Source organism: Acinetobacter calcoaceticus (genome assembly GCF_051947995.1).
GTDB lineage: Bacteria > Pseudomonadota > Gammaproteobacteria > Pseudomonadales > Moraxellaceae > Acinetobacter.
Window position 1 is genome coordinate 57,424 of the sequence record NZ_JBLVVH010000002.1, and the last position, 24,037, is coordinate 81,460.

At 46.2% G+C, this 24,037-nt stretch carries 20 protein-coding genes; 4 read left to right on the forward strand and 16 right to left on the reverse strand.

The window, feature by feature from the left end; all coding sequences use genetic code 11:
• The first annotated feature begins 37 nt into the window (after nucleotides 1-37).
• Genes nusA through ACNQO6_RS03410 form a run of 3 tightly spaced genes read left to right on the forward strand, consistent with a single transcriptional unit; the run spans nucleotide 38 to nucleotide 4,648 of the window.
• Nucleotides 38-1,522, forward strand: coding sequence for a transcription termination factor NusA (nusA, locus tag ACNQO6_RS03400; protein WP_004774096.1), 1,485 nt, complete (start codon nucleotides 38-40; stop codon nucleotides 1,520-1,522).
• A 10-nt stretch (nucleotides 1,523-1,532) separates the two neighbouring features.
• Entirely contained in the window at nucleotides 1,533-4,247 is a 2,715-nt protein-coding gene (gene infB / locus ACNQO6_RS03405) for a translation initiation factor IF-2 (protein WP_343578487.1), read from the forward strand.
• A complete protein-coding gene (locus ACNQO6_RS03410; RefSeq protein WP_004774100.1) occupies nucleotides 4,247-4,648 on the forward strand; it encodes a ribosome-binding factor A in 402 nt (133 codons plus the stop codon). Before infB ends, ACNQO6_RS03410 begins: the two co-directional genes overlap by 1 nt.
• Before the next feature lie 56 nt (nucleotides 4,649-4,704).
• Here the strand turns inward: ACNQO6_RS03410 and ACNQO6_RS03415 are convergent, their stop codons facing one another.
• The 15 genes from ACNQO6_RS03415 to ACNQO6_RS03485 all read right to left on the reverse strand — a co-directional run bounded on the left by ACNQO6_RS03415 (nucleotide 4,705) and on the right by ACNQO6_RS03485 (nucleotide 20,960).
• A complete protein-coding gene (locus tag ACNQO6_RS03415) occupies nucleotides 4,705-5,079 on the reverse strand; it encodes a Na+/H+ antiporter subunit G (protein WP_343578486.1) in 375 nt (124 codons plus the stop codon).
• Between the two features lie 11 nt (nucleotides 5,080-5,090).
• Nucleotides 5,091-5,366, reverse strand: coding sequence for a monovalent cation/H+ antiporter subunit F (locus tag ACNQO6_RS03420; RefSeq protein ID WP_004774102.1), 276 nt, complete (start codon nucleotides 5,364-5,366; stop codon nucleotides 5,091-5,093).
• Nucleotides 5,363-5,893 (reverse strand): Na+/H+ antiporter subunit E, encoded by a 531-nt coding sequence (locus tag ACNQO6_RS03425; RefSeq protein ID WP_440208099.1) that lies wholly within the window; start codon nucleotides 5,891-5,893, stop codon nucleotides 5,363-5,365. Before ACNQO6_RS03425 ends, ACNQO6_RS03420 begins: the two co-directional genes overlap by 4 nt.
• The gene (locus tag ACNQO6_RS03430) at nucleotides 5,893-7,704 is read right to left on the reverse strand and encodes a monovalent cation/H+ antiporter subunit D (protein WP_440208100.1); all 1,812 of its coding nucleotides are present in this window, start codon (nucleotides 7,702-7,704) and stop codon (nucleotides 5,893-5,895) included. Before ACNQO6_RS03430 ends, ACNQO6_RS03425 begins: the two co-directional genes overlap by 1 nt.
• Nucleotides 7,704-8,072, reverse strand: coding sequence for a Na+/H+ antiporter subunit C (locus tag ACNQO6_RS03435; RefSeq protein WP_004774108.1), 369 nt, complete (start codon nucleotides 8,070-8,072; stop codon nucleotides 7,704-7,706). The genes ACNQO6_RS03430 and ACNQO6_RS03435 overlap by 1 nt, the downstream gene beginning before the upstream one ends.
• The gene (locus ACNQO6_RS03440; protein ID WP_440208101.1) at nucleotides 8,065-10,917 is read right to left on the reverse strand and encodes a monovalent cation/H+ antiporter subunit A; all 2,853 of its coding nucleotides are present in this window, start codon (nucleotides 10,915-10,917) and stop codon (nucleotides 8,065-8,067) included. The genes ACNQO6_RS03435 and ACNQO6_RS03440 overlap by 8 nt, the downstream gene beginning before the upstream one ends.
• Nucleotides 10,918-11,167: 250 nt before the next feature.
• Complete coding sequence (locus ACNQO6_RS03445) at nucleotides 11,168-12,550, reverse strand: ATP-binding protein (RefSeq protein WP_440208102.1); 1,383 nt, start codon at nucleotides 12,548-12,550, stop codon at nucleotides 11,168-11,170.
• A 24-nt stretch (nucleotides 12,551-12,574) separates the two neighbouring features.
• Nucleotides 12,575-14,077 carry a UvrD-helicase domain-containing protein gene (locus ACNQO6_RS03450; protein WP_440208103.1) on the reverse strand — a complete coding sequence of 501 codons (1,503 nt, stop codon included), beginning with the start codon at nucleotides 14,075-14,077 and terminating at the stop codon, nucleotides 12,575-12,577.
• 9 nt (nucleotides 14,078-14,086) lie between these two features.
• Nucleotides 14,087-14,854 carry a bifunctional phosphoribosyl-AMP cyclohydrolase/phosphoribosyl-ATP diphosphatase HisIE gene (gene hisIE / locus ACNQO6_RS03455; RefSeq protein WP_440208104.1) on the reverse strand — a complete coding sequence of 256 codons (768 nt, stop codon included), beginning with the start codon at nucleotides 14,852-14,854 and terminating at the stop codon, nucleotides 14,087-14,089.
• A gap of 91 nt (nucleotides 14,855-14,945) precedes the next feature.
• Nucleotides 14,946-15,326, reverse strand: a complete 381-nt coding sequence (locus tag ACNQO6_RS03460; protein WP_440208105.1) for a VOC family protein — start codon at nucleotides 15,324-15,326, stop codon at nucleotides 14,946-14,948.
• A 12-nt stretch (nucleotides 15,327-15,338) separates the two neighbouring features.
• Nucleotides 15,339-16,655, reverse strand: a complete 1,317-nt coding sequence (locus ACNQO6_RS03465) for an FAD-dependent oxidoreductase (protein WP_440208106.1) — start codon at nucleotides 16,653-16,655, stop codon at nucleotides 15,339-15,341.
• 120 nt (nucleotides 16,656-16,775) lie between these two features.
• Nucleotides 16,776-18,395 (reverse strand): ABC1 kinase family protein, encoded by a 1,620-nt coding sequence (locus ACNQO6_RS03470; RefSeq protein ID WP_440208107.1) that lies wholly within the window; start codon nucleotides 18,393-18,395, stop codon nucleotides 16,776-16,778.
• A gap of 18 nt (nucleotides 18,396-18,413) precedes the next feature.
• Entirely contained in the window at nucleotides 18,414-19,088 is a 675-nt protein-coding gene (locus ACNQO6_RS03475) for a ubiquinone biosynthesis accessory factor UbiJ (protein WP_343578475.1), read from the reverse strand.
• Between the two features lie 10 nt (nucleotides 19,089-19,098).
• On the reverse strand, nucleotides 19,099-20,040 hold the full coding sequence (ubiE, locus tag ACNQO6_RS03480; protein ID WP_343578474.1) for a bifunctional demethylmenaquinone methyltransferase/2-methoxy-6-polyprenyl-1,4-benzoquinol methylase UbiE: 942 nt from the start codon (nucleotides 20,038-20,040) through the stop codon (nucleotides 19,099-19,101).
• Nucleotides 20,041-20,252: 212 nt separating this feature from the next.
• Nucleotides 20,253-20,960, reverse strand: coding sequence for an FFLEELY motif protein (locus ACNQO6_RS03485; RefSeq protein ID WP_343578473.1), 708 nt, complete (start codon nucleotides 20,958-20,960; stop codon nucleotides 20,253-20,255).
• 207 nt (nucleotides 20,961-21,167) lie between these two features.
• Between ACNQO6_RS03485 and pap the strand changes: the two genes are divergently transcribed.
• Nucleotides 21,168-22,586, forward strand: coding sequence for a polyphosphate:AMP phosphotransferase (gene pap / locus ACNQO6_RS03490; protein WP_440208108.1), 1,419 nt, complete (start codon nucleotides 21,168-21,170; stop codon nucleotides 22,584-22,586).
• A 22-nt stretch (nucleotides 22,587-22,608) separates the two neighbouring features.
• Here pap and ACNQO6_RS03495 read toward each other — a convergent pair whose 3' ends face one another.
• Nucleotides 22,609-23,901: an MFS transporter gene (locus tag ACNQO6_RS03495; protein ID WP_440208109.1), complete on the reverse strand. Its 1,293-nt coding sequence runs from the start codon at nucleotides 23,899-23,901 to the stop codon at nucleotides 22,609-22,611.
• Between the last annotated feature and the right edge of the window lie 136 nt (nucleotides 23,902-24,037).

Here is a 24,037-nt window from a genome sequence, read left to right on the forward strand (position 1 = left end):
TATTAACTTAATTTTATAAGAAATCGGTAGGTGACTTATGGGCCGCGAAATTCTTACCGTTGCAGAAACGGTTAGTAATGAAAAAGGTGTTAGTCGTGAAGCGATCTTCCAAGCGTTAGAGCAAGCACTTGTTGCGGCAACGAAGAAAAAGTTTTACGAAGGCACACATTCTGAAGAAGCTCAACTCCGTGTTGAGATCGATCGTAAAACTGGTGATTACCGTACCTTCCGTCAATGGACGGTGGTTGCGGATGAAGATCATGAAATGCCAGCATGCCAAGATGCAATTTCTGATGTAGACCCTGCGAAGTGGTCAATCGGCGATGTGCGTGAACTTGAAGTTGAATCAATCGAGTTTGGTCGTATTGCTGCGCAAATCGCTAAGCAAGTAATCGTACAGAAGATTCGTGAAGCAGAGCGCGCATTGGTTGCGGATGCCTATGAATCTAAAGTCGGTGAGTTGATTTACGGTGAAGTGAAAAAGCAAACCAAAGATGGCTTTATCATTGATCTGGGTGACAACGCTGAAGCTTACTTGGCGCGTGAAGAAACCATTCACAAAGAAATTTTACGCCCTAAACAGCGTATCAATGCGATTTTGTACAATGTCAACCGTGAAGGCCGTGGCGCACAATTATTATTGTCTCGCGCACGTCCTGAAATGCTGATTGCATTGATGAAGAAAGAAATTCCAGAAATTTCTGAAGAAATCATCGAAATTAAAGCAGCAGCGCGTCAACCGGGTGTTCGTGCTAAAATTGCAGTGAAAACCAATGACCATCGTATTGACCCTGTGGGTGCATGTATTGGTATGCGTGGTACACGTATCCAGGCAGTGCAGCAAGAGTTGAACGGTGAGCGTATTGATGTGGTGGTGTGGTCTGATGATCCGGCACAATATATCGCCAGTGCGTTAGAGCCAGCTGATGTATCAGGTATTGTTCTTGATGAAGATGCACGTAGTGCGGATATCATCTTTGCGACCAATGATCAGTTAGCGCGTGCCATTGGTTCGCAAGGACAAAATGTTCGTTTAGCATCGGAATTGACGGGTTATAAACTCGACATGATGTTAGAAGAAGAGTATCGTGCTCGTCAGCAAAATGAAGCACAGCAATATTTAGACATGTTCATTACACGTCTTGATATTGAAGAAGACCTGGCAATGGCATTGGTTGAAATGGGCTTCACTTCATTAGAAGAGATTGCTTACGTTCCGGCTGAAACATTTGACGAAATCGAGCTTGAAGCTGATTTGGTTGAATTGCTACAGAGTCGTGCGAAAGAAGCTGCTTTGACGGATGCATTGAAACAGCAAGAAAATATTCAAGAGCCAAGTGCAGAACTTCTCGGTATGGAAGGTATGACAACCGAGATTGCATATGCATTGGCGGCGCGTGGTGTGGTTACTGTTGATGATTTGGCAGACCAGGCAACTGACGATATTTCTGATATCGAAGGTTTAGGTCATGACAAAGCGGGTCAGTTAATCATGAAAGCACGTGAATCATGGTTTAACTAGGAGATAATAGATGACGGACAAGTCGATTCAAGAGTTAGCACTCAGTGTAGAACGTCCTGTAGAGAAACTCCTGGAACAGGTTCGCGAAGCAGGCTTACCACAGCGTAAAGCAGATGACATTATTACCACCGAACAGCAAGATACTTTGGTCAATCACTTGAAAAAAGTACATGGTCAGGAAAGTGGTAACACAGGAAAGATTGCGTTGAAACGTAAAACAACGAGTACTGCTAAAGTTACCAGTACTTCAGGTAAGGCAAAAAGCATTAATGTTGAAGTTCGCAAAAAACAGGTTTTTGCTAAGCCAAATCCGGAGTTACTTGCAGCTGAAGCAAAAGCGCGTGTAGAAGCAGATGCGAAAGTACGTGCTGAGCAAAAAGTACGTGATGAAGCAGATCAAAAAGCTCGTCATAGCGCTGAACAAAAAGCCAATGCAACATTAGAAGCAATGCGTGCAGCGCATACTTCTGAGAGTTCAGGTCAAAACACTGCGAAAGCAGCGGTTGTGGTGAAAAAGCGTAACAGCGACAAGGTGATTAAAGCACCTGTGGTTCGCCCGACTGAAACACCAGAACAGAAAAAAGCACGTGAAGAGCAAACTGCTCAGTTGAAAGCGACTGAAGAAGCAGTGCGTCGTAAAGCTGCTGAAGAAGCGCAGCAACGTACGCTTGAGCAAATGCGTCAGATGGCATCAAAATATTCAAATGATGATGCAACTGCAACCATTCGTGTGATTGATGATTCACCTTTAGCTGCCGGTCTTGTTGGCCAGGCCTATGAAGATTCCTTCAATAAGGAAGACCGTGAAATCAAACGCGGTGGCGCGACTGCAAACCCACGTGGTGGTAAGAAAGGCGGTCGTGGTGGCGATGCTCAGTCTGAACAAAGCTTTAGCAAGAGCCATCACAAGCGCGGCTTGAAAACCAGCCAAGCTAACAAGCATGGTTTTGAAAAGCCTGTGAAGAAACAGGTTTATGATGTAGAGATCGGTGAGAAAATCATTGTTGCCGATCTTGCACAGAAAATGGCTGTTAAAGTTCGTGAAGTCATCAAGACCCTCATGAAAATGGGTGAGCTTGTGACTCAGAACCAAGCGATTGATCAAGATACCGCTGTACTTGTGGTTGAAGAATTGGGTCACAACCCAGTATTGGTTTCTGATACACAAGCAGAAGATAACTTATTGGTTGCAGCTGAAGAAGCACGTGGTGAGCAAACAACTCGTCCACCAGTGGTTACAATCATGGGTCACGTTGACCATGGTAAAACGTCATTACTGGATCGTATCCGTCGCTCTAAAGTGGCAGCGGGCGAAGCGGGTGGTATTACTCAGCACATTGGTGCTTACCATGTTGAAACTGAGAAAGGCATTATTACTTTCTTAGATACACCGGGACACGCAGCGTTTACGTCTATGCGTGCACGTGGTGCGAAAGCAACTGATATCGTGGTCCTTGTTGTTGCTGCTGATGATGGTGTCATGCCACAAACAGCTGAAGCAATTGACCATGCGCGTGCTGCTGGTACGCCAATCATTGTTGCAATCAACAAAATGGATAAAGAATCAGCTGATCCAGATCGCGTATTAAACGAATTGACCACCAAAGGTATCGTACCTGAAGAGTGGGGCGGTGATGTTCCAATCGCGAAAGTATCTGCACATTCTGGTGAAGGTATCGATGGTTTACTTGACCTGATCCTGATCCAATCTGAATTGATGGAGCTTAAAGCGTCTGCTGAAGGTGCGGCACAAGGTGTTGTAATTGAAGCACGTGTTGATAAAGGCCGTGGTGCAGTAACGTCGATTCTGGTACAAAACGGTACATTGAACATTGGTGACCTTGTATTGGCAGGTTCATCGTATGGTCGTGTACGTGCAATGTCAGATGAAAATGGTCAACGTATCACTTCTGCAGGCCCATCAATTCCTGTAGAAATCTTAGGTTTACCAGAAGCGCCAATGGCGGGTGATGAAGTTCTTGTCGTAAATGACGAGAAGAAAGCACGTGAAGTTGCTGATGCTCGTGCAGACCGTGAACGTCAAAAACGTCTTGAGCGCGCAAGCTCGATGCGTCTTGAAAACATCATGGCGTCAATGGGCAAGAAAGATGTTCCAACCGTTAACGTGGTACTCAAAACTGATGTACGCGGTACTTTGGAAGCATTGCATGTTGCACTTGATGAACTTGCAACTGATGAAGTTAAAGTCCGTGTAATCGGTTCTGGTGTCGGTGCAATCACCGAGTCAGACGTTACTTTGGCTGAATCTTCAGAAGCAGTATTGTTAGGCTTCAACGTACGTGCCGACAATACAGCACGTCAAAAAGCGGATCAAGATGGTATCGATATTCGTTACTACAGCATCATCTATCAATTGATTGATGATGTGAAAGCTGCAATGAGCGGTAAGCTTGCACCTGAACACCGTGAGACAATCTTGGGTGTTGCTGAAGTGCGCGAAGTGTTCCACTCAAGCAAGTTTGGTGCAGCAGCAGGCTGTATGGTTCTTGAGGGTGTGTTACACCGTAACAAGCCAATTCGCGTATTACGTGATGACGTGGTTGTGTTCCAAGGTGAGCTTGAATCTCTTCGTCGCTATAAAGAAGTGGTTGAAGAAGTTCGTGCCGGTATGGAATGTGGTCTTGCAGTCAAAGGCTATAAAGACATCAAGGCACAAGACAAGATCGAAGTGTATGATGTTCAATTGATTAAACGGAGTCTTTAATGGCGGGTAGCCAACGCTTAAAGCGCATGGCGGATTCGGTACAGCGTGAGTTGTCCGAGCTGATCCGTCAGGAGCTTAAAGATCCACGTCTGGGTGGTCTGGTGACCATCTCAGCCGTGAAAGTCAGTGCAGATATGGGATATGCTGAAGTATATGTCACTGTAATGGGCCGTGAACTGGGCGATGACCAAAGTGAAGCTGCAAATAAAGAAACCTTAGATGTCTTGAATAAAGCATCTGGTTTCCTGCGTCATGAGTTGAGTCGCCGTATTAAGACACGGATTACGCCAAGATTGCGTTTCCATTACGACAAGACCAATGCCTATGGTAACTATATGTTTGGTCTGATTGCTGAAGCGGTTAAAGATCTGCCTGAACAAGAACAAGATGAACAAAAGTAAATCGATATAAAAAAAGCCACCTTCGGGTGGCTTTTTTTATATGTTGAATAAAAGCGTTAATCTTTCTTCAATGGATGGCGACGGTAGCGTTGCCAAGGAAGTGGACGATTTAACGCTTCTGGTACATCACCACTGGTTGAGCGCAAGCGTAAGTGAATCGCAGCCTGGGCCATCAAATTGGCTGATACGGGCGCAGTGATAAAGGCAAACAGGGTAATCAAAAGCTCGGCAAAACCAAAACGGCCTTGTGTTGCCCAGAAAATCATTGCCGCAATCAGGAAGCTACCAAGCCCTAAAGTACTGGATTTGGTCGGTGCATGCAGACGCATAAACAAGTCTGGCAGGCGGATCATGCCGATCGAACCGACCAGCATAAAGAATGCGCCAAACACCACAAAGAATGAAATGATGATCTCAACAATCAATTGCATGAGGCTGCTCCTTAATCAATCACATGGCCGGTTGTGAAATAGCGGGCAAGGGCTGCAGTTGAAACAAAGCCCAGCATTGCCACCAGAAGTGCACCTTCAAATAGATTGGTACTGACCCAATAAATGCCTAAGACTACAATTAAACAAGTGGCGTTCAGGAACAGGGTGTCTAATGCTAACAGTCGATCAATGACTGAAGGTCCAACAATCAGACGAATCAGGCACATGAACATGGAGATGGTAATCGCAATTAAACCAATACCTAGTGCATAAGGTAAAATAGTCATTTGGTTGCTCCTTCTGCTGCAATCTTCACGTCAAAGATTTCAATGAGCGGCATTTCATAACGCTTTTTGATGTCCTGAATATCCAGCTCTGCATTATCGGTACTGAGTGCATGCACCAGAATATCGCCACGCTCCTGATCAATCCCCGCGGAAACCGTTCCAGGCGTAGTGGTAATGATCATGGCCAGTAAAGTGTTGACCTGCTCGTGTTCGGTTTCCAGTGGAACGCGATACCATTTCGGATGTAGTTGATCCATAGGGCCAAGTACCATTTTAGCAACGCGGAAATTAGAGATTACGATATCCCAAAGCACTACAAAAAACAGTTTAATCGCGGGCAGCCAGTGAATATGCGGTGTTCTGGCAATAAATGGACTGACTAAACGTGCAATCCCGATGGCCAGGATCATGGCAATTAAAATATCGGTCACATCCAGACTGTGAGCCAGCATCAGCCAGCTCAGGAAAATCAGAACAGACACAAAGGGATGTGGGAACCACCGGTCAAGCAAAGATAGTTTTTGCATTAGTGATCCTCCATTGGTTTTAATTGCGTGCTATTTGGAATGGTCGGAGCTTCTAAAACCTGCCCAGCGATTTGACGCTGCTTGTATTCGGAAATATGTTCACCTTGTAAGGTCGGCTTGGAAATAATATCCGGAATTAACAGGGCATTATGATCTTCGACTTCACCACCATATTTGGTTTCAGGTAAATAGCTCGGGTCATAAGGCTGGACACTGATCGGACGACCTTGCGCATCATTTTTCAGGATGGTCTGGTTATACAGGGCATGGTTCTGGATTTGCTGTGCCGTTGCCGTGGTATAGCTTTGTATTGGCGCGGCAAACACCACATAGGCCATCAAGCTGGCAAGCAGAATGTAGATGGCTTTGTCATTACGGTTGGGCGCAACTTCAGGCAAAGCCTGATATTCTGCATAAGCGGCTTCTTTCTGGTCTTCTTCTGGCGGTGTTGCACGCCAGAACAGAATAAAACCTACCCGTGTCAGCGCGATAATACTGAGCAGGCTGACAATCAGGATCACCGCAATGATCCAGCCTTGATAAGGCGTTTCAGCCGTGGCCTGTAAAATAAACACTTTACCCAGGAAACCGCTGAAGGGGGGTAAACCGGCAAGCATTAATGCAATGATGAAATAGGTAAATGCTGCTGCTTTTTCCTGTTTGATTTTAGGTGCAACTTTCAAATGATCTTTGAAAGCACCTCGTTGCGAAGTCATCCAGCCACAGAATAAATAGAATGCTGCCCCGATCAAGGTACTGTGTACCAGATAATAGAGTGCTGCTGCCCAGGCTTCGGTATTGAACATTGCAATCGCGATCAGCAAGGTACCGATTGATGATAACACCATAAAGCCGACAAAACGACGCAAGCGCTCAGCACCAATTGCGCCGACCACACCATATAGCGAAGTAATCAAGCCGATAATCAGTAGGCAATTCTTGAAAATGTTCTGGGCCATGGCATCATCAAATACGGTTCCATTGACACGTAAGATCGCATAGATGCCGACTTTGGTCATAATGGTAAACAGTGCTGCAACGGGCGTGCTGGCAACCGCATAGGTTTTCGGCAACCAGAAGCCGACTGGTAACATGGCTGCTTTAATACCAAAGACCACAAACAGTAAGAAACCGCCTGCAATTGCAAGTTTGTGTTGATCACCATCCAGAGTCGGGACCAAGCGACCCACATCGGCCATATTGAGACTACCTACACTGCCGTAGATCATCCCTAAACCGATTAGGAACAGGGCAGAGGCGAGCAGGTTAATGGTGACGTAGTGAATCCCCAGTTGAAAACGGGGACGTCCCTGACCATGTAACAGCAACACATAAGAAGCCATCAGCAGGATTTCAAAAAATACGAATAAGTTGAACAAGTCGCCCGTGAGGAATGCACCCGAGATACCCATCAGCAGGAAATGCACCATGGTATGGAAATAGCGCCCGCGGGTGTCCCAGTTATCGCTTGCAAACCAGATGACCGGAATGGCAAGAAGATAAGTCAACACCAGCATAAATGCTGAAAGTTGGTCAAGAACCAGAACGATACCGAAAGGTGCAGACCATTCACTGAGTTGATAAACCGTGATTTGTCCGGTACTGGCGATTGCCAGATAAATGATTGCAGTGATCAGACCTAAAATTGCGGAACCTAGACTGATACCACGGCGCCAGGGCTGACGCCAATCGCGTTTTAAAGAACCTGCACCCGGATTGCCCAGTAAGATCAAGATAAAACTGGTAAAAGCCGGAATTAAAATACTGATAATCGGAGCGTGAGCATGCCAGAAAGTATAAAAATCAAACATTATGGCTCATCCTCACGTGGGTCATAAGTCAAGGTGGGTTCTTCTTTGGAGTCGACATGATCAGTACCTGATTCATAACGGCTACGTAAGGCAAGTTGCACAATAAATGCTGTGGTTGCAAAACCAATGACAATCGCAGTCAAGACCAGTGCCTGTGGCAATGGATCGGTGACTTTAGTGGCTTGCGTCAATACAGCAGGGGCGTTAATTTGCAAGCGCCCCATTGCGAACAGGAACAGGTTGACCGCATAACCGATCATGGCAAGGCCAAGCACAACAGGAAAGGTTCTGGCACGTAAAATCAAATAAATACCTGTTGCGGTCAGTAAACCAATCCCTGAAGCGAGTAAAAATTCAATACTAACCATTTTCTTTATCTCCACTTGGGATCGGGCCTGACATACTGGAGTGACGTGAGTCCCCCAAGACCGAGATCAGTAACATCGCAGCACCCACAACGGTAATATAGACACCTGTATCAAAGGCGACCGCCGATGCAAGATGCATTTTTCCGAGTAAAGGTGCTTCTACATAAATATGTGCACTGGTCAGGAATGGACGTGCCCAGAACCAGGCTGCAATACCGGTTAAACCCGCAATGGTTAAGCCCGAGCCAATCCATAACTCATACAGACGGCCTGACTTGGCTTTGATCATATGTTCGGTCTGGTCTTGTCCCAGCACGATGTATTGGATCACCAAGGCCATTGAAGTAATCAAGCCAGCGATGAAGCCGCCACCAGGCAGATTGTGACCGCGCATGAAAATATACACACTGACGACAAGCGCCAGTGGCAAGATCCATGACGCGGTAATACGTAGCATCAGTGGCGAAGGGTTGAAGCGATAAGTCAGGCCTTGAGTCATGGTAGTGCCATGTGCACGCATGCCATCCATCAAACACAGCGCACCGATGGCCGCGATACCCAATACCGTGATTTCACCAAAGGTATCGAAGCCACGGAAATCCACCAGAATCACGTTCACCACATTTGATCCACCGCCAAGTGGAATCGCCTGCTGCATGAAGAACCACGAAATTGAATTATGGTCACGGGTCAGTAACAGCCATGTAATCCAGCCAATACCCAAACCGCCTACGATGGCCAGAGTTGCATCTCTCCAGCGGCGTGAACGACTCGATTCGTATGGTGTCAGTTGAGGCAGTAATGACAAGCTCATGAGCAGTAAAACCGTGGTGACTACATCTACCGTAATTTGCGTTAATGCAAGGTCAGGTGCAGACAGGGTTACGAACACCATGGTTACCACTAAACCGACAGCACCGCTGATCAGCACTGCCTTGATTCGTTCATGGTGGAACCACAGCATCATCCAGCAACCAGAGAACAACGTGAGCCATAACACGATAGCCACCCACGGTGCATGGGTCAGTTCTCGTGTCCCTGTGGTCAGCCCCTGATTCAACAGCGGCAGTGCCACCATGACAATACTAAACAGGACAATCCAGAGCAGATAGCTTTGCAGAGAGCCATTTTCGGTGGTCTGCTTCATGCGGCGACTGCTGAGCAGTAAATGTTTCAGGAACAGATCGAACAGGATCCGGCCTTGAAATTTACCCAGATGCGGGTCAAGGTCGATCTTGCGAATACGACCGTCTTTTGCCAGTGCGAAATAGAACAGTGTCCCGCCAATCAAGGCAATTACACTCATCAGTAGCGGTGCATTCACCCCATGCCAAATCGCCAGATGCACACCTTCAAATTCAGGTTGAGCCAGACTGGCACGCGTCACGCTATTCACCATGGTGCCTGCGAGCAGGGCAGGGAGGATGCCGACCAAGATACAGAGGGTTGCAAGGATGATTGCAGGTAAGCGCATGCCTAATGGTGGCTCATGCGCATCTTTATTTGGAACCTGTTTACCAAGTGGGCCATCGAAGAAGACACCGTGAACCAGACGAATCGAATAACTCACCGCAAAAATACCGGCCAAGGTCGCAATAATGGCCGAGATCACCATGACTGGACCAGATAGATTCGCCAGTAACTCGGTAAAGAACATCTCTTTGGAGATGAAACCATTGGTCAGTGGAACGCCTGCCATAGATGCAGCGGTGATCATGGTCAGGGTCGCAGTGAATGGAAGCAGTTGCCAGACGCCGCTCAGCTTACGTAAATCACGTGTACCGGTTTCATGGTCGATAATCCCTGCAATCATGAACAATGCCGCTTTAAAGGTGGCATGGTTGATGATATGGAATACAGCCGCAGCAACGGCAAGTGGTGAACCAATACCGAGCAGGCAGACAATCAAACCTAAATGACTGATAGTTGAATAGGCCAGAAGCCCTTTCAGGTCTTCTTTGAAAATTGCAAAACCTGCGGCCATACACAAGGTGAATAGACCGACAAAGGTCACGATGTTGTGGTATAGCGCAGCACCGATAAAAATAGGTGCTAAACGGGCCAGCAGAAAAATCCCTGCCTTGACCATTGTTGCCGAATGCAGATAAGCCGAGACCGGCGTAGGTGCCGCCATGGCATTGGGTAACCAGAAGTGAAACGGGAACTGCGCACTTTTGGTGAAAGCCCCAAGTAAAATTAACAGTAAGGTCGGAACAAAAAGCGCATGTTGCTGAATGGTATCTTTCATCAGCACCAGTTGGTCGATCTGATAAGTTCCGGTGATCTGACCCAGTAAGACAAAGCCCCCCAGCATTGCCAAACCACCCATACCTGTAATGGTAAGTGCCATACGGGCACCACGCTGGGCAGCATCATACTGACTCCAGTAACCAACCAGCAGAAAAGAGGAAATACTGGTTAACTCCCAAAACACCAATAACAGGATCAGGTTGTTAGAGAGTGAAATCCCGAGCATGGCTGCCATAAACAGCATTAATAATTGATAGAGTTTACTGAGCGAGTTCTTCGGGCTGAGATAATAATAGGCATAAATATAAATGAGTGTGCCGATACCGCTAATCAGCAGACCAAACAATAAACCTAATGCATCTAGGCGAAAACTAAGATTGATTCCAAGCTGCGGAAGCCAGTCCCAGCTTTGTTGCAGGGTATTGCCCTGAAGAACCGTTTCTGCCTGAGTAAGAAGTAAAATAAAACAGCTAAGGCTGATGCCAATCGCCCCAAGTGCCGTCACGCCCCGTGAAATACGTTGCAATTGTGAGACAAGGGTGGTGCCGAGTATGAGCGGTAATAGGATAATAATCGGTAGCACACTGGTATCCATGTCGATGATTTAGGTCGAGACCTAAGGGTGAATTTTTTTCAAGACTTACAGGCACTCAAAGAGAATACCAAAAACTTTAAATCTTGAAGCCCAATCAAGTTAACGGAGGCAGCAAGTTGTATTGCACAACTTGAAAATAAAAAATGAGATTTATTTTACTACAAAACATCAATAAAAATCTGATGTTATTACATGAAAATAACAACACTTTTTGTTTTAAAGCACAGCCTTTTCCCGGGCGGGCAATCGATTAAAGCGGGCTCTCCTGCGGGGTGTCATCGATCTTGAGCAAGTGGATTAAATCGCTCTTTTCCTGTTCATTTAGCCCCTGAATCTGATGGAATAAATCATCCACTTTGTTCGATAAAGGATCAGCCTGCAAGACATTTTGCTGCTCGATTGTGCTCATTTCTTCTGCTTGCGCCAACTCTTGATACAAGGCCGAAAGCTGCTGTTGGGAGGCTTCCAGATCGATTTCATAAATGCCTTTCTGATCCAGTTTCAGGCATTGGTATTGCGCAGCATGCTCCAGCAAAGCATCACGGTTGCCTGTGCTAATAATTTGCAGGCGAGGGAATGCCTGATGTAAGCGGGCCAGAATCTCAGCACACATATGCTGGTCGAGCTGGTGATCAATCTGGTCAATCAGCAAAATGCCTTCACCTTCCAGACAGGGATTAAAACAGTGCTGATTTAATAAACACAATCGTCGGCTAATATCACCCACCAGTGCAATCCAGGCTTTCATCGAAGCAGACAGCAGTTGGAAGGGCAAGGTCTGTTCCTGATAGCGCACCATTAACTGCAGTTTGGGAACGTATTGAATGTAAATATCATTCAGTTCGGGAAAAACGGTTTGCAGACTGCTTTTCAAGGCATACAAATTCGGTGCAGACAGCTGTTTAGGATGATTGACCAGTTCCTGCTGCAATTCTTGTAAAATCGCTGACTGGTTTTGCTGATTAAAATCATTGCCCATTAAACGTCGGACTATGTGAGCCGAATGCGCATTCTCTACATCACTGATTTCACGCAACCATTCAAAAAAACGCGCAAAAGTGGTGTAAGGAATTGCTGTCAGATCATAGGCAGCGATCTCCTGCAAAGTCCCCGGTGTATTTTTACTTTGTAAATTAATATCTTGTACAAAGCGTTCAGCCGGATAGTAGGCAATCAGTGGCAAGCCGAGGAGCGGATCCTGCTGATTGGTTTTCTGATACAGCGTAACCAGCTGGTCGAGTTGCTGGGTTTCTACCTGACTGATGCCAACACCTTGTGCATTGAAGGTCTTGTACAATTTCCACATGCAGGTTTGAGTATCTTCGCTCTGTGCAGTACTACTTTCCGGTAAAGCGCCATTCAGCTCGCTGCTCATGCGGACATGAATCTGGATTTTGGCTTGTAATCTGTTTAACAGGATGTCCTGATCGGCAATCACCACCCCAGCGGTACGTATATCTTTATAACGTGCAGAAAACCAGGTCAGGCTTTGGTAGATATTTTTTAAAATGGTGCTTTTGCCTGTGGCCTGATCACCTAAAATCAGGGTAATGGGCCGCTGTTCAGGATAGAAATCGAGTTTTAAATCCCGAAACATCCCGATATGCTTAAAGAGAACCGATTCAAGTTGCATAAGCTGACCTCAATCATGAGCGCTTTAACCTGCGGACTGACGAAGACTTGCGGGCGCTCGCTGTTTTAATTGTTGTATTAAGTCGTATAAATGATGAATATTTAAACTTACTTTAGCACGCGTGCAGGCTACGTAAAGTAGTCTTAACTCTTCATCTGTAATTTTATGTTCCATTCCATTTATTTTAAACTGGTAATCGTCTTCGATATGAACACGGTTCCACTCCAGTCCTTTGGCTTTATGAGCCGTCGAAATGACATAATCCGCCTGCTCAATCGGCGTGATTTTTGCCAGTGCTCTTTTTAGTGGATCGGTACCATGATCATCGACTAGCTTGACTAAAGGCTTGATATCACTGCCATCATTGGTTTCACAATACTCATGCACATCATGCCATGAGTTAAACCAGGCCAGTTCAGGCACATCGGTAATCCGTTTACCTTGCTTAAGCAAACTGGCAGCATCGACAAAGCGGCTCAGTTTTTGATGATCGGCTTGCAGGCTGACTTTATCCCCATGCACCAGACCAGAAAGCAGTAACTCCATGGCACGGGCATTGGTCCGGCACAGGATCGCATCCCGCATTTTGGTATGTGGCTTGTTGACGACACTGGATTTAACATTTGGATTGCCGAGTAGGGGCACGGTTTCATTCAATGCGCCGAGTAAGTTATTGGCCACATCGGCAATCGCGTCACCAAAACGGAAAGAAGTCGTGAGACGACTTTCCGGTAAGGGCATTTGCTGCATGGCATTGATTGCACCACGCCATGCATAGATTTGCTGATGGGCATCACCGACATAAATCACTTGGGTACTTTTTTGACGGAGCAAAATGCCTAGCATCAATGGATCGGCATCCTGTGCTTCATCAAACAGCACATAGTCTGCAGGAATATTCGGTTCCGATAAGGCCCATAGTTTCAGGTAGATATCATGCCCGATACCAGCTTGATGATTAGGATCAATCGATTCCAGCCAACGACGTTCTACCGCAGGGTAGAGGTGTTGCTGTAAGGCTTCAATGTCATCCAGATGTAACCAGCTCGGTGCCTGAATATGACGTGGGGCCGGGTATTGGGAACTGGTCGAACAAAAATAGCTGACCGCATTGGCCACCAGACTGGCCAGACGGCTGGGCATCAGGACATATTTTTCATAACGTCCGCCCATCAGTCGGCGCAGCGTAATGGGCTCCAGACGATATTCTTTGGCAATAAAACTTGGGCTGAGACGGGGGAGCCGTAACTTGTCGGTGACTCCACGTGGAACACTACGAAATGCCAGTGAGTGGAAGGTGCGACAGTTTACGTTACCATGAAATTTATTCTGTGCTTCCGAGGCAATCGCCTTGTTAAAGGCCAGATACATACCACGCCGTTCAGGCATGGCATCACTGATCATTTGCAAAGTCGTGGTTTTACCTGTGCCAGCATATGCAATCACTTTAAAAGACTGGCCTAAACGGGCATTGTCTATGGCAATCGCTTGCTCATAGGTGGCTTTTGGTTTTTCTATATTTGACACAGGCTCTATTTACGCTTCTTGACTACGGTTCGCTTTTTCAACTAAACCAGACAAACCTTGGCGACGTGCCAGCTCATCCAGTACCACTTGCGGATCAAGGTCGAAATAACCCAGCATCACAATACTGTGGAACCAGAGATCAGCGACTTCATAAACCAGATCGTGTTTATTTTCCAGTGAGGCATGCACTGCATAATCTTTGGCAGCGATAATGCTTTCGACACTTTCCTCACCGACTTTTTCTAAAATTTTATTGATGCCTTTTTTGTACAGGCTGGCTACATAAGAATGATCGGCTTCCGCATTTTTACGTTCTTGCATCAAACGCCCGAGATAAGCAAGCACATCCACCTGTTCATTTTGAACCTGATCCTGTGCTTCAACTTTTGCCGATGCGCCATAAATCGCCGTCGGGTCTTTCAGTTGGGCATCTACGATTTCCCAGCCTTGTGGAGTAAGTTTGCGATAGAAGCAAGATTCACGACCGGTGTGACAGGCAATGCCACCATGCTGTTCAATTTGTAGAATGATGACATCGGCATCGCAATCGAGACGAATTTCATGCACGGTTTGAAAGTGCCCGGATTCTTCGCCTTTGTGCCAGAGTTTTTGACGTGAACGCGAGTAATACACCGCCTGATTTTTTTCCGCAGTCAGTTGTAATGCCTCACGATTCATCCACGCAACCATTAACACTCGACCTGTTTGATGATGTTGTGCAATGGCAGGAACAAGACCATTGGAATCAAATTTAACTTCATCTAACCAGTTTGACATGAGTGAAAATCCATTGGGTGGAAATCAGCTAGTGTAGCGTTTGTGGCTGGGGTTGGCTATGCTTGCGGGCTAAAAAATCGTGGATAGGGCATTAAAGAGCGTTCGATATTTCAATCAGATTCTGATCCGGATCACGGAAATAAATTGAAAGGATTTTTCCCATTGCCCCTGTTCTTTGCACAGGACCTTCAATAATTTCAATGTGCTGGGCCTGAAGATGTGCAATCACTTCATTGAGTGGCGTTTCCGCAATAAAACATAAATCAGCTGAACCTGACGTTGGGTGAAGTGCTTTAGGCTCAAACTCTTTGCCTGCTTGATGCAGGTTAATTTTTTGATGACCAAATTGTAGTGCCTTGCGATTTTCACCAAAAACAATGACTTCAAAATTCAGGGCTGATTGATAGAACTTACACGTTGTCTCAATATCGGCAACGGTCAGAACCAGATGGTCTAAATGACTAATTTTCATATTTCACTGTGCTCATTCATATTCAAGGACAGATGCATTGGTATTTTTCAATGCATGGTTTGATCCAGCATAATGTGCAACTTGCTGATAATCCAGTTGTTGAAACAGTCCTGTTTTTAGGCCTGAAATGGTGATGGCCATTTCTTTACGAAAATAGGGGATTTGATACAGCCAAGGGAAAGTCAGGTCGCGTATGCCACCTGCCCACCAATGATCGGATTGATACAATGGCGTTAATAATCGGCTGAGAAACTGATAGAACCGGGTCGAAGAACGACGATGTTGATGGTAGTGTTGCCAGAGCATGGGCCAGTCGGTTTGCTGATGAGGGGTTGCAACCTGTAAGGATTGAGAAAAGGCCCATGCATCCAGTAAAGCCATATTGGCACCTTGTCCCAGTTGTGGACTCATGGCATGGGCAGCGTCACCGATCACGCCGATTCGCCCTTGTCCAAATTGTGACATCACCACATCACGGTATTGAGCGGAAAGCCATTGAGGTTGATTCTGCTCATTCGTCAAAAGCTGTTCGAGCCAGTCTCCAACCTCAGGCCAACGATCGCCGACTTGCTTTAACCATTGCTGTTTCGCCGACTTGTCTTTGAGAAAAGCGTCCAGTTGGGCGGTCGGCAAACTCCAGAACACACTGGACAATCGTTGTTGTGGAACAGACGGGATGGCACCTGTGGGGAGCACGCCCATCATGATTTGGGAACGGTCATAAAATTGATGCAAAATTTCAGGATTTAAGTTTGGGCATTCTGGCACGATGCTCCACGCCGCACCCCAGGGATATGCCTGATCCACTTTAACCCATGCTTTGGGGCGTAACTGGCTACGGGCACCATTGGCAATCAGGACGGCATCAAAATGTTCATCAAATTTTTGTTGCTGATGCGTACCGAATAGCCGAACTGCATGGGTACTTTCCTGAATCGACTCGATTGAGTGACTCATCCGCCAAGTGACATGACTAGAGTATTCAGCCAGCTTTTTGGTGAGGACGTGACATAAAGTTGCGCGATGAATGCCGAGTCCATACAGATTGTTGCCCGCTTGATGATAATGACTATTTACCAACAGTCGTTTATCTGCAAGCTGACCTTCTAAGCCAGTCACTCTGGCACTGAATTGAAGTGCATGCTCCAGTACACCTAAATGCTCAAAGACGGCTAAACCTGCGGGTTGTAAAAGTAAGCCTGCACCGACTGGCGAAAGCGTCTCAACTTGCTCGAATAGGGTGACGTGATGGCCTTCGCGTGCCAGCAGAATGGCGCTTGCCAAGCCAGCTGTACCCGCACCAATAATAGCAAAATGAGGTAATTTCATTATTTATTCTTTTCAGACTGTTATCAGATCATTTCATCATGATCTTAACTGATCCCGGTCAGTTTGAAAAATGAATCCTGAGGCATAAAAAATCCCTTGTCTAAGCAAGGGATCTGAACCTCATTTCATGATGCGCCACAGGGCAATCAGACTACTCAGTACAATCAGAACAATGGAAATAAACCACGGTGTAATAATCGCAATCGTCAGTAAAATCAGCATGCTGCTGCCAAACATCCAGCTACGTCTTTGCTGATGCTGCATTTGCAAACGCATTTGCTGGATTTCACGCAGTTGTTTGTCATGCCACGCCGACTGATTTTTTAAACCATTCAGGCTGTCGATCAGCAGGCTTGGAATATCTTGTGCGCCCAATAGCAGATCTGGAATTTGCTGGCCCAGTTCTTTCATGTTCTTGACCGGGTTCATATTGGCCTTGACCCATTCGGTTAGAATCGGTTTTGCCAGTTTCCAGATATCCAGTTGCGGGTAAAGATCTGTTCCCAGACCTTCAACATGCACCAGTGTCTTGAGCAAGAGCATGAGTTGTGGTGGAATTTCCAGATGGAAACGACGCGCAATATCCATGACCTGAATCAGAATCCCAGCGAAATCCAATTGGTCCATCGGTTTTGAAACCATTGGCCCGACCGTACGGCGCATTTCACGTGATAAGGCATCCTGATCTGTGCCTGGCGGAATCCAGCCGGCCTGATGCACGATCTGGATCAGTTGCATAAAGTTGCTGTTCATCACGGCCAGCAGCATACGTGCAACGGTCATCTGGTCATGCTTGGACAGCTCACCCATGATGGCACAGTCCAGCGCAATAAAGCGTGGATTGCTTGGGTTAATGGTCTCGACAAAGACATTGCCCGGATGCATATCCGCATGGAAAAAATTATCTCGGAACACTTGGGTGAAGAAAATGGTCAGGCCTTTTTCTGCCAGATCGGCCCGATCCATGCCCAACCGGTCAAAGGTCGCGATGTCGGAGATCGGCACGCCAGTAATACGTTCCGCCACCATCACATCTTTACTGTCCATATAGACTTCAGGCACGTACATCATGCTTGAACCGGTAAAGTAGTGACGCATACGACGGGTATTGTCGGCTTCCAGGCTCAGGTCCAGTTCATTTAAAATGATCTGGCGATAATCTTGAATGATTTCAGATAAATGTAAGGCACGGGCTGCTTCTAAGCGGTTTTCCAGCCAGTCGCCTAACCAGGCCAGAATTTCAAAATCTTGGAGAATCTGACTGCGAATATCAGGTCGAGTGACTTTCACCACCACTTCGCGACCATCATGCAACGCCGCTGTATGCACCTGTGCAATTGATGCCGCAGCAAGCGGCTGTTCATCAAAGCGGGAGAACAGGGTCGTGACATCCGCTTTCAGTGATTCCTGAATTCGCTGTTTTGCCAGTTGAGTGTCATAGGGTTTAACCTGATCTTGTAATAACACCAGTTGCGATAACACTTCTGGCGGAATCAGGTCGCGGCGTGTAGACAGCAGCTGTCCCAGCTTAATCGCCAGCGGCCCCATTTCTTCAAGTGCTTCTTTCAGTTTAAGCAGATTCTTTTTCTCACGACTCGACCAGGCCGCAGGGTGCATTTTAATGATATTTAAGGCGTGACGTGCTTTAACGGGTAATTCTTCCGCAGGGAACAGAGTATCAAGGCGATAGTGTGCTGCGATACGCCAGAGTTCATGTAACCGTTTAACATGCGGAATCATATAAAGTCTTACCTAGTCTTATGTGGGTTGCTTTGGTGGATTAACTTGAGTATTGAGCTGTTGAAGCTTGGCTTGCAAACGGTCAATTTCCTGATTGAGCTGGCGGGTCTCCCGGTTGAGATCATCCATTTGCCAACGTGGGGCAAATAAACCGCTGTCTTCTTTTAAGGCATCTTCAACAAAAAATAAATGGCTTTGCAGGGAGCGCTTTAACTGCTTCGGTGCTAGTTGCACTTTTCCCAGCTCATGTGCCAGTTGCGGACCGATCCAAGGCGATAAATGTGCTGCCAGATCAGGCTCGGCCTGCTGCATAATTCTCTGAATATCCTGCAACAGGTGGTAGTCACCTTGCAATGGGATGTTGCCAATCTGATCCATATCACTGAGCAATAATTTAAGCAGTTCAACGGTATTTTCAACATGCAAGGTTGCGGTTGCATCCTTGAGGGTCTGTTGAGGATCAAAAGGACGTTGCTCAAAAATAGAGGGAGTTTGACTTTGTCCAGTCACGGTCGGTTCGAGACGAACTCTATTCTCATCAAAAAACACATCAACCGAGAGTTGTGGGCTGTCGATCACAACACGTAATAATTGACCTTGTAGCTGATTGAGCTGCATGCGGGTAATCGCATCCAGATCAATCACATGATGAATGATACGTTCGACTGCACCGAGTGCTAAAATCGACCACATATCTTAAACCTTAAAGTTTGAATCCACGATGAACCGCAACAATACCACCGGTTAAGTTGTGGTAGTCACAGCTTTGGAATCCGGCATTTTCCATCATCCCTTTCAGGGTACGCTGGTCCGGGTGCATACGAATCGATTCAGCCAGATATTTATAGCTTTCAGAATCATTGGCGACCAGTTTGCCCATGATCGGCAAGGCGGTGAATGAATACAGGTCATACAGTTTTGAAAATGGCTCAAACACGGGCTTGGAAAACTCAAGCACCAATAAGCGACCGCCTGGTTTAAGCACGCGATACATTGCTTGTAACGCAGCATCTTTATCGGTCACGTTACGCAGACCAAAGCTGATGGTGACCAAGTCAAAACTGTTATCGGCAAACGGCTCTAAAGTTTCTGCATTGGCAAGTACGAAATCAACGTTGGTGCAGCCTGCGTCAATCAGACGGTCACGACCAACATTGAGCATCGACTCGTTGATGTCTGACAGAACCACATGACCTTGTGGACCAACTTCACGACTGAAGACTTTGGCCAAATCGCCTGTACCACCGGCAATATCCAGTACATGCTGACCACGACGAACACCTGACATATTAATCGCAAAGCGTTTCCAGAGGCGATGAATACCAAATGACATCAAGTCATTCATGATGTCGTATTTGCTGGCAACCGAGTGGAACACTTCGGCAACTTTTTGTGCCTTGTCATCACTACTTACGGTTTGATAACCGAAGTGTGTGGTGGCACCGACATTGCCGGTATTGGCACCACGTGGCAAATTATATTTTGGAATTGAACCGCTTGCGGTCGGCGCTGCATCTTGTTGTAAAGACTGTTGCTGACCTTGTGGGGTCCCTTGTGGCAGTGGCGTGTTTAAGAAAGGGCTGACTTTGTCTGAACTTGGGTTTTGCTCAACTTCTGGGGTAGGCTGTTGGTTTTCGTTAGACATTGTTTTCTCCTAAACTTTCGCTCTAGCGGCACGAATCAGCAAGCATGATGACAGATTTTGTATCTTTTTACAGGGTTTCGCATGTAATTGATATGAATAATATACAGAAAGTCACTTTCTCAAAAGAGCTTTGATTTTTTCTTAAGATTTGAAAAGACTCATTTTTCCATTTCAGCTTACATGTGCGAGGCTGAAATGGAAGCGGATTGATCCTAGTCACGGAATGGATTTGGATGTCCAGCATGAACTTTTTCAATAATTTCACGCTCTTTTTCGCTAAAGGTTTTAATAAAGCTTGCCGCAGATTTCATCGGTTTCATCGCAGCAAAACCTTCCTGAATAAATTCATACATCCCATCAAACTGATATTTATGCGCGATACCTTTACACATTTTAAAGGCCGCATACATCATGGTTGAACGCATATATTTATCCAGCGTCACGCCTAATTCATCCAGAAGCTGCAGTTGTTCATAGCGTGCCTCGCCCTGATCGAGTTTAATCAGGGTCTGGCGCATGATTTCATCGGTGAGCGGGGTTTCGAGCGGATAATCTTCTAAAAGTTGTTGGGCAACCTGTTCATCCAGTCGCGTCGCAAGCACGGCCAGACTGACGGACTTGGTTCCTGTTTTGATCGCATTTTCCGGGAGAAGGCTTTCGGCTTTATGGGCATATTTGAGCAGACGTTCGATTTGTTGCGCCATGGCATCAAAGTCTGGGCCGCCATATAAGCGGTTTAAAAAGTAAGCCGCCATAAGCTGGTTTTTCGGTTCGGCAAAGAATTCGGCATGTGTCTGGGCAATCCGTGCTTTCATCCATGCCTGCACTTCATGCAATCGCTGCGCAATCGCTGGATTCTGGTGATAATTCAAAGATTGATATTCTAATAAAAGTTGATCAAATGCAGCGAGTTTTGACATGTTCGAACTCAAAGAAAATAAAACGATAAAATCATAGGCATCATCATAACGGAGAACCATGACAGCATAAACTTTAAATGCTTAATAATTGGTCAGTATGGCCGTGTCGTGGCAGTCAACATAAACTGTACACGGCTTGTCGCATGAACATTTATAGTTTGAACAATATCTATTTTAATTTTAATAATGAGCCAGTTAGAGCAGCACATGAGTAAACAACAACCGACATTTGAATTACGAGATGAAGATGAACTGTCTTTGGACCTGATCGAAGCACAATATGCCTTAAAAGAAAGTCGTGATCAGAAAAATGCCAAAAGTGTTCTGGTTCTGGTCAGCGGTATTGAACTGGCAGGGAAAGGGGAGGCTGTTAAACAGTTACGTGAATGGCTGGATCCACGCTATTTACGGGTCAAGGCAGATGCACCGCAGTTTTTAACCCATAACCAGCCATTTTGGCAGTCCTATAGCCGCTTTATCCCGGCTGAAGGGCAGATCGTGGTGATGTTTGGTAACTGGTATAGCGATTTGCTCACTACCGCGATGCATGTATCCAAGCCCCTGAATGAACAACTGTTTGATAGCTATATTGAACAAATGCGGGCTTTTGAACATGATTTGCAGAATAATCATGTACATATTATCAAAGTTTGGTTTGATTTATCGTGGAAATCGCTCCAAAAACGCTTAGATCAAATTGATGCTTCGGAACAACGCTGGCACAAATTACACGGACTGGATTGGCGTAATAAAAAACAATACGATACCTTGCAAGGCTTAAGCCAACGCTTTATCGATGACTGGTTTGTGATTGATGGCGAAGACGAAAAGTTGCGTGATCAATGTTTCGCACAGTATCTCCTGCAAACCTTGCAAGAGTTGCCAGAACACCAGACCAAAGTCACCCAGAAGTGGCAACAGGCCAAAATTCCCCAACTCTTGATGGAGCCAGTGCAAGCCAGTCTGGAAAAAGAGGACTATAAAGAACAACTGCGTAAACTGAGCAAGAAAGTGGCAGACAAGCTACGTTTTGATGAACGCAAAATAGTGATCTGCTTTGAAGGCATGGATGCGGCAGGTAAGGGTGGAGCAATCAAACGTATCGTCAAAAAACTTGATCCGAGAGAATATGAAATCCATACCATTGCAGCACCCGAACGTTATGAATTGCGCCGACCTTATTTATGGCGTTTCTGGAATAGATTAAATGATAGCGGCAAGATCACCATTTTTGACCGGACCTGGTATGGGCGGGTACTGGTTGAACGCATTGAAGGTTTTGCCTCTACAGTAGAATGGCAGCGCGCCTATAACGAAATTAACCGTTTTGAAGAAAATCTGGTGGATAGTCAGACCGTGATCGTCAAAATCTGGCTAGCGATTAGTAAAGAGGAGCAGGCGCTCCGCTTCAAGGCGCGGGAACAGACACCGCATAAACGTTTTAAGATCACAGAAGAAGACTGGCGTAACCGTGAGAAATGGGATGACTATCTCAAGGCCGCGGCGGATATGTTGGAACGGACTCATACCGATTATGCACCGTGGTATGTGATTGCAACGGATGATAAATATTCAGCACGGATTCAGGTTTTAGAGGCAATTTTGCAACAACTGAAGGCGGATTAATCCGCCTTGCAGCTAACTTCAATTAATTGTTACTCGCCAATTGGGCGTTATAACTGCGATGTTGTCGGAATACGATCAGTGTTGCGATTAAACTGGTGATCGCAGCAAACATTAGCCAGAAAGCAGGCATGCTCTTATTGCCTGAGCTCTGTACCAGATAGGTGGCGATCATGGGCGTAAGCCCACCAAAAATCGAGGTGGCAAAGCTATAAGCCACCGAGAACCCTGCAATACGTACCGAACTCGGCATCATTTCAGCCAGTGAAACCACCAGCGCACCGTTATAGAAGCTATACAGTAATGAGAACCACAATAACACCATCAGCATATGCGATAGGCTAATGGTCTGGGTGAGCCAGTTGAGTAAAGGATAAGCACTGATAAAGATCAACAAGGTGGTTGTGATTAAAAGCGGTTTTCGACCAAATTTATCGGAAAGATGACCGCCAATCGGTAACAGTATAAAGTTGCTGAGCCCAACCATAATGGTGGCGATCAAGCTTTCGGTACGGGTTAAATGCAGCACCTCTTTACCGTAGGTCGGTGTATAGACGGTAATGAAGTAGAACATCGTTGTCGTGGTTGCAACCATACAGACACCAGCCAACACGATTTTCCAGTTGGCTGCCAAGGTAGTTAGAATTTGTCGGGTACTTGGATGTTCTTTACGGGAGGCAAAGGCTTCTGTTTCAGCCAGTGACTTCCGTAGCCAGAAAATAAAGGGAATGATGGCACAGCCGACAAAGAAGGGAATTCGCCAAGCCCAAGCATCGACCTGAGCCTTGCTGAAAACGACACTGACGATATAACCTAAAACAGCGGCAAAAATTACCGCAACTTGCTGACTGGCAGATTGCCAGCTGGTGATAAAACCACGGTTATGCGGTTCGGCAATTTCGGACAAATACACCGAGACCCCACCCAGTTCTACCCCGGCAGAAAAACCTTGCGCAAGACGTCCGGCAAAAATCAGGATGGTGGCTGCGAAGCCAATACTGGCATAGCTTGGGGTAAATGCAATAATTAAAGAACCGAATGCCATAATGCTCAAGGTGACCATCAGGCCTTTGCGGCGGCCGATCCGGTCAACATAGGGGCCGAGTACCAGCGCTCCAATCGGACGCATCAGAAAGCTGACCGCAAATACCAGAAAGGTTTTCATCAGTGCGGCATAACTGCTGTCGGAATGGAAGAATGTCTCGCCGATGGCCTGGGCATAGAGACCGAACAGAAAGAAGTCGTATTGTTCAAGAAAGTTCCCGCTGGTCACGTTAAAAATGGCACGGACACGAGAGGGTGATTGGCTGGTTTGCACAACGACGCTCCATCATCTATTTATCATCGAGATGTGGAGATTAAAAATACAATCTTTATGAAAGCTTAAAAAATTAAGTGAATATTAACGTAATTGTGGTGTTTTTTTATGGATCTGTTGGCATGATGTAAACATG

Excerpts from the sequence above, each read along its gene's own strand:
- nusA (WP_004774096.1), top strand. The coding sequence starts at position 38 with ATGGGCCGCGAAATTCTTACCGTTGCAGAAACGGTTAGTAATGAAAAA.
- infB (WP_343578487.1), top strand. The coding sequence starts at position 1,533 with ATGACGGACAAGTCGATTCAAGAGTTAGCACTCAGTGTAGAACGTCCT.
- ACNQO6_RS03410 (WP_004774100.1), top strand. The coding sequence starts at position 4,247 with ATGGCGGGTAGCCAACGCTTAAAGCGCATGGCGGATTCGGTACAGCGT.
- ACNQO6_RS03415 (WP_343578486.1), bottom strand. The coding sequence starts at position 5,079 with ATGCAATTGATTGTTGAGATCATCATTTCATTCTTTGTGGTGTTTGGC.
- ACNQO6_RS03420 (WP_004774102.1), bottom strand. The coding sequence starts at position 5,366 with ATGACTATTTTACCTTATGCACTAGGTATTGGTTTAATTGCGATTACC.
- ACNQO6_RS03425 (WP_440208099.1), bottom strand. The coding sequence starts at position 5,893 with ATGCAAAAACTATCTTTGCTTGACCGGTGGTTCCCACATCCCTTTGTG.
- ACNQO6_RS03430 (WP_440208100.1), bottom strand. The coding sequence starts at position 7,704 with ATGTTTGATTTTTATACTTTCTGGCATGCTCACGCTCCGATTATCAGT.
- ACNQO6_RS03435 (WP_004774108.1), bottom strand. The coding sequence starts at position 8,072 with ATGGTTAGTATTGAATTTTTACTCGCTTCAGGGATTGGTTTACTGACC.
- ACNQO6_RS03440 (WP_440208101.1), bottom strand. The coding sequence starts at position 10,917 with ATGGATACCAGTGTGCTACCGATTATTATCCTATTACCGCTCATACTC.
- ACNQO6_RS03445 (WP_440208102.1), bottom strand. The coding sequence starts at position 12,550 with ATGCAACTTGAATCGGTTCTCTTTAAGCATATCGGGATGTTTCGGGAT.
- hisIE (WP_440208104.1), bottom strand. The coding sequence starts at position 14,854 with ATGTCAAACTGGTTAGATGAAGTTAAATTTGATTCCAATGGTCTTGTT.
- ACNQO6_RS03460 (WP_440208105.1), bottom strand. The coding sequence starts at position 15,326 with ATGAAAATTAGTCATTTAGACCATCTGGTTCTGACCGTTGCCGATATT.
- ACNQO6_RS03465 (WP_440208106.1), bottom strand. The coding sequence starts at position 16,655 with ATGAAATTACCTCATTTTGCTATTATTGGTGCGGGTACAGCTGGCTTG.
- ACNQO6_RS03470 (WP_440208107.1), bottom strand. The coding sequence starts at position 18,395 with ATGATTCCGCATGTTAAACGGTTACATGAACTCTGGCGTATCGCAGCA.
- ACNQO6_RS03475 (WP_343578475.1), bottom strand. The coding sequence starts at position 19,088 with ATGTGGTCGATTTTAGCACTCGGTGCAGTCGAACGTATCATTCATCAT.
- ubiE (WP_343578474.1), bottom strand. The coding sequence starts at position 20,040 with ATGTCTAACGAAAACCAACAGCCTACCCCAGAAGTTGAGCAAAACCCA.
- ACNQO6_RS03485 (WP_343578473.1), bottom strand. The coding sequence starts at position 20,960 with ATGTCAAAACTCGCTGCATTTGATCAACTTTTATTAGAATATCAATCT.
- pap (WP_440208108.1), top strand. The coding sequence starts at position 21,168 with ATGAGTAAACAACAACCGACATTTGAATTACGAGATGAAGATGAACTG.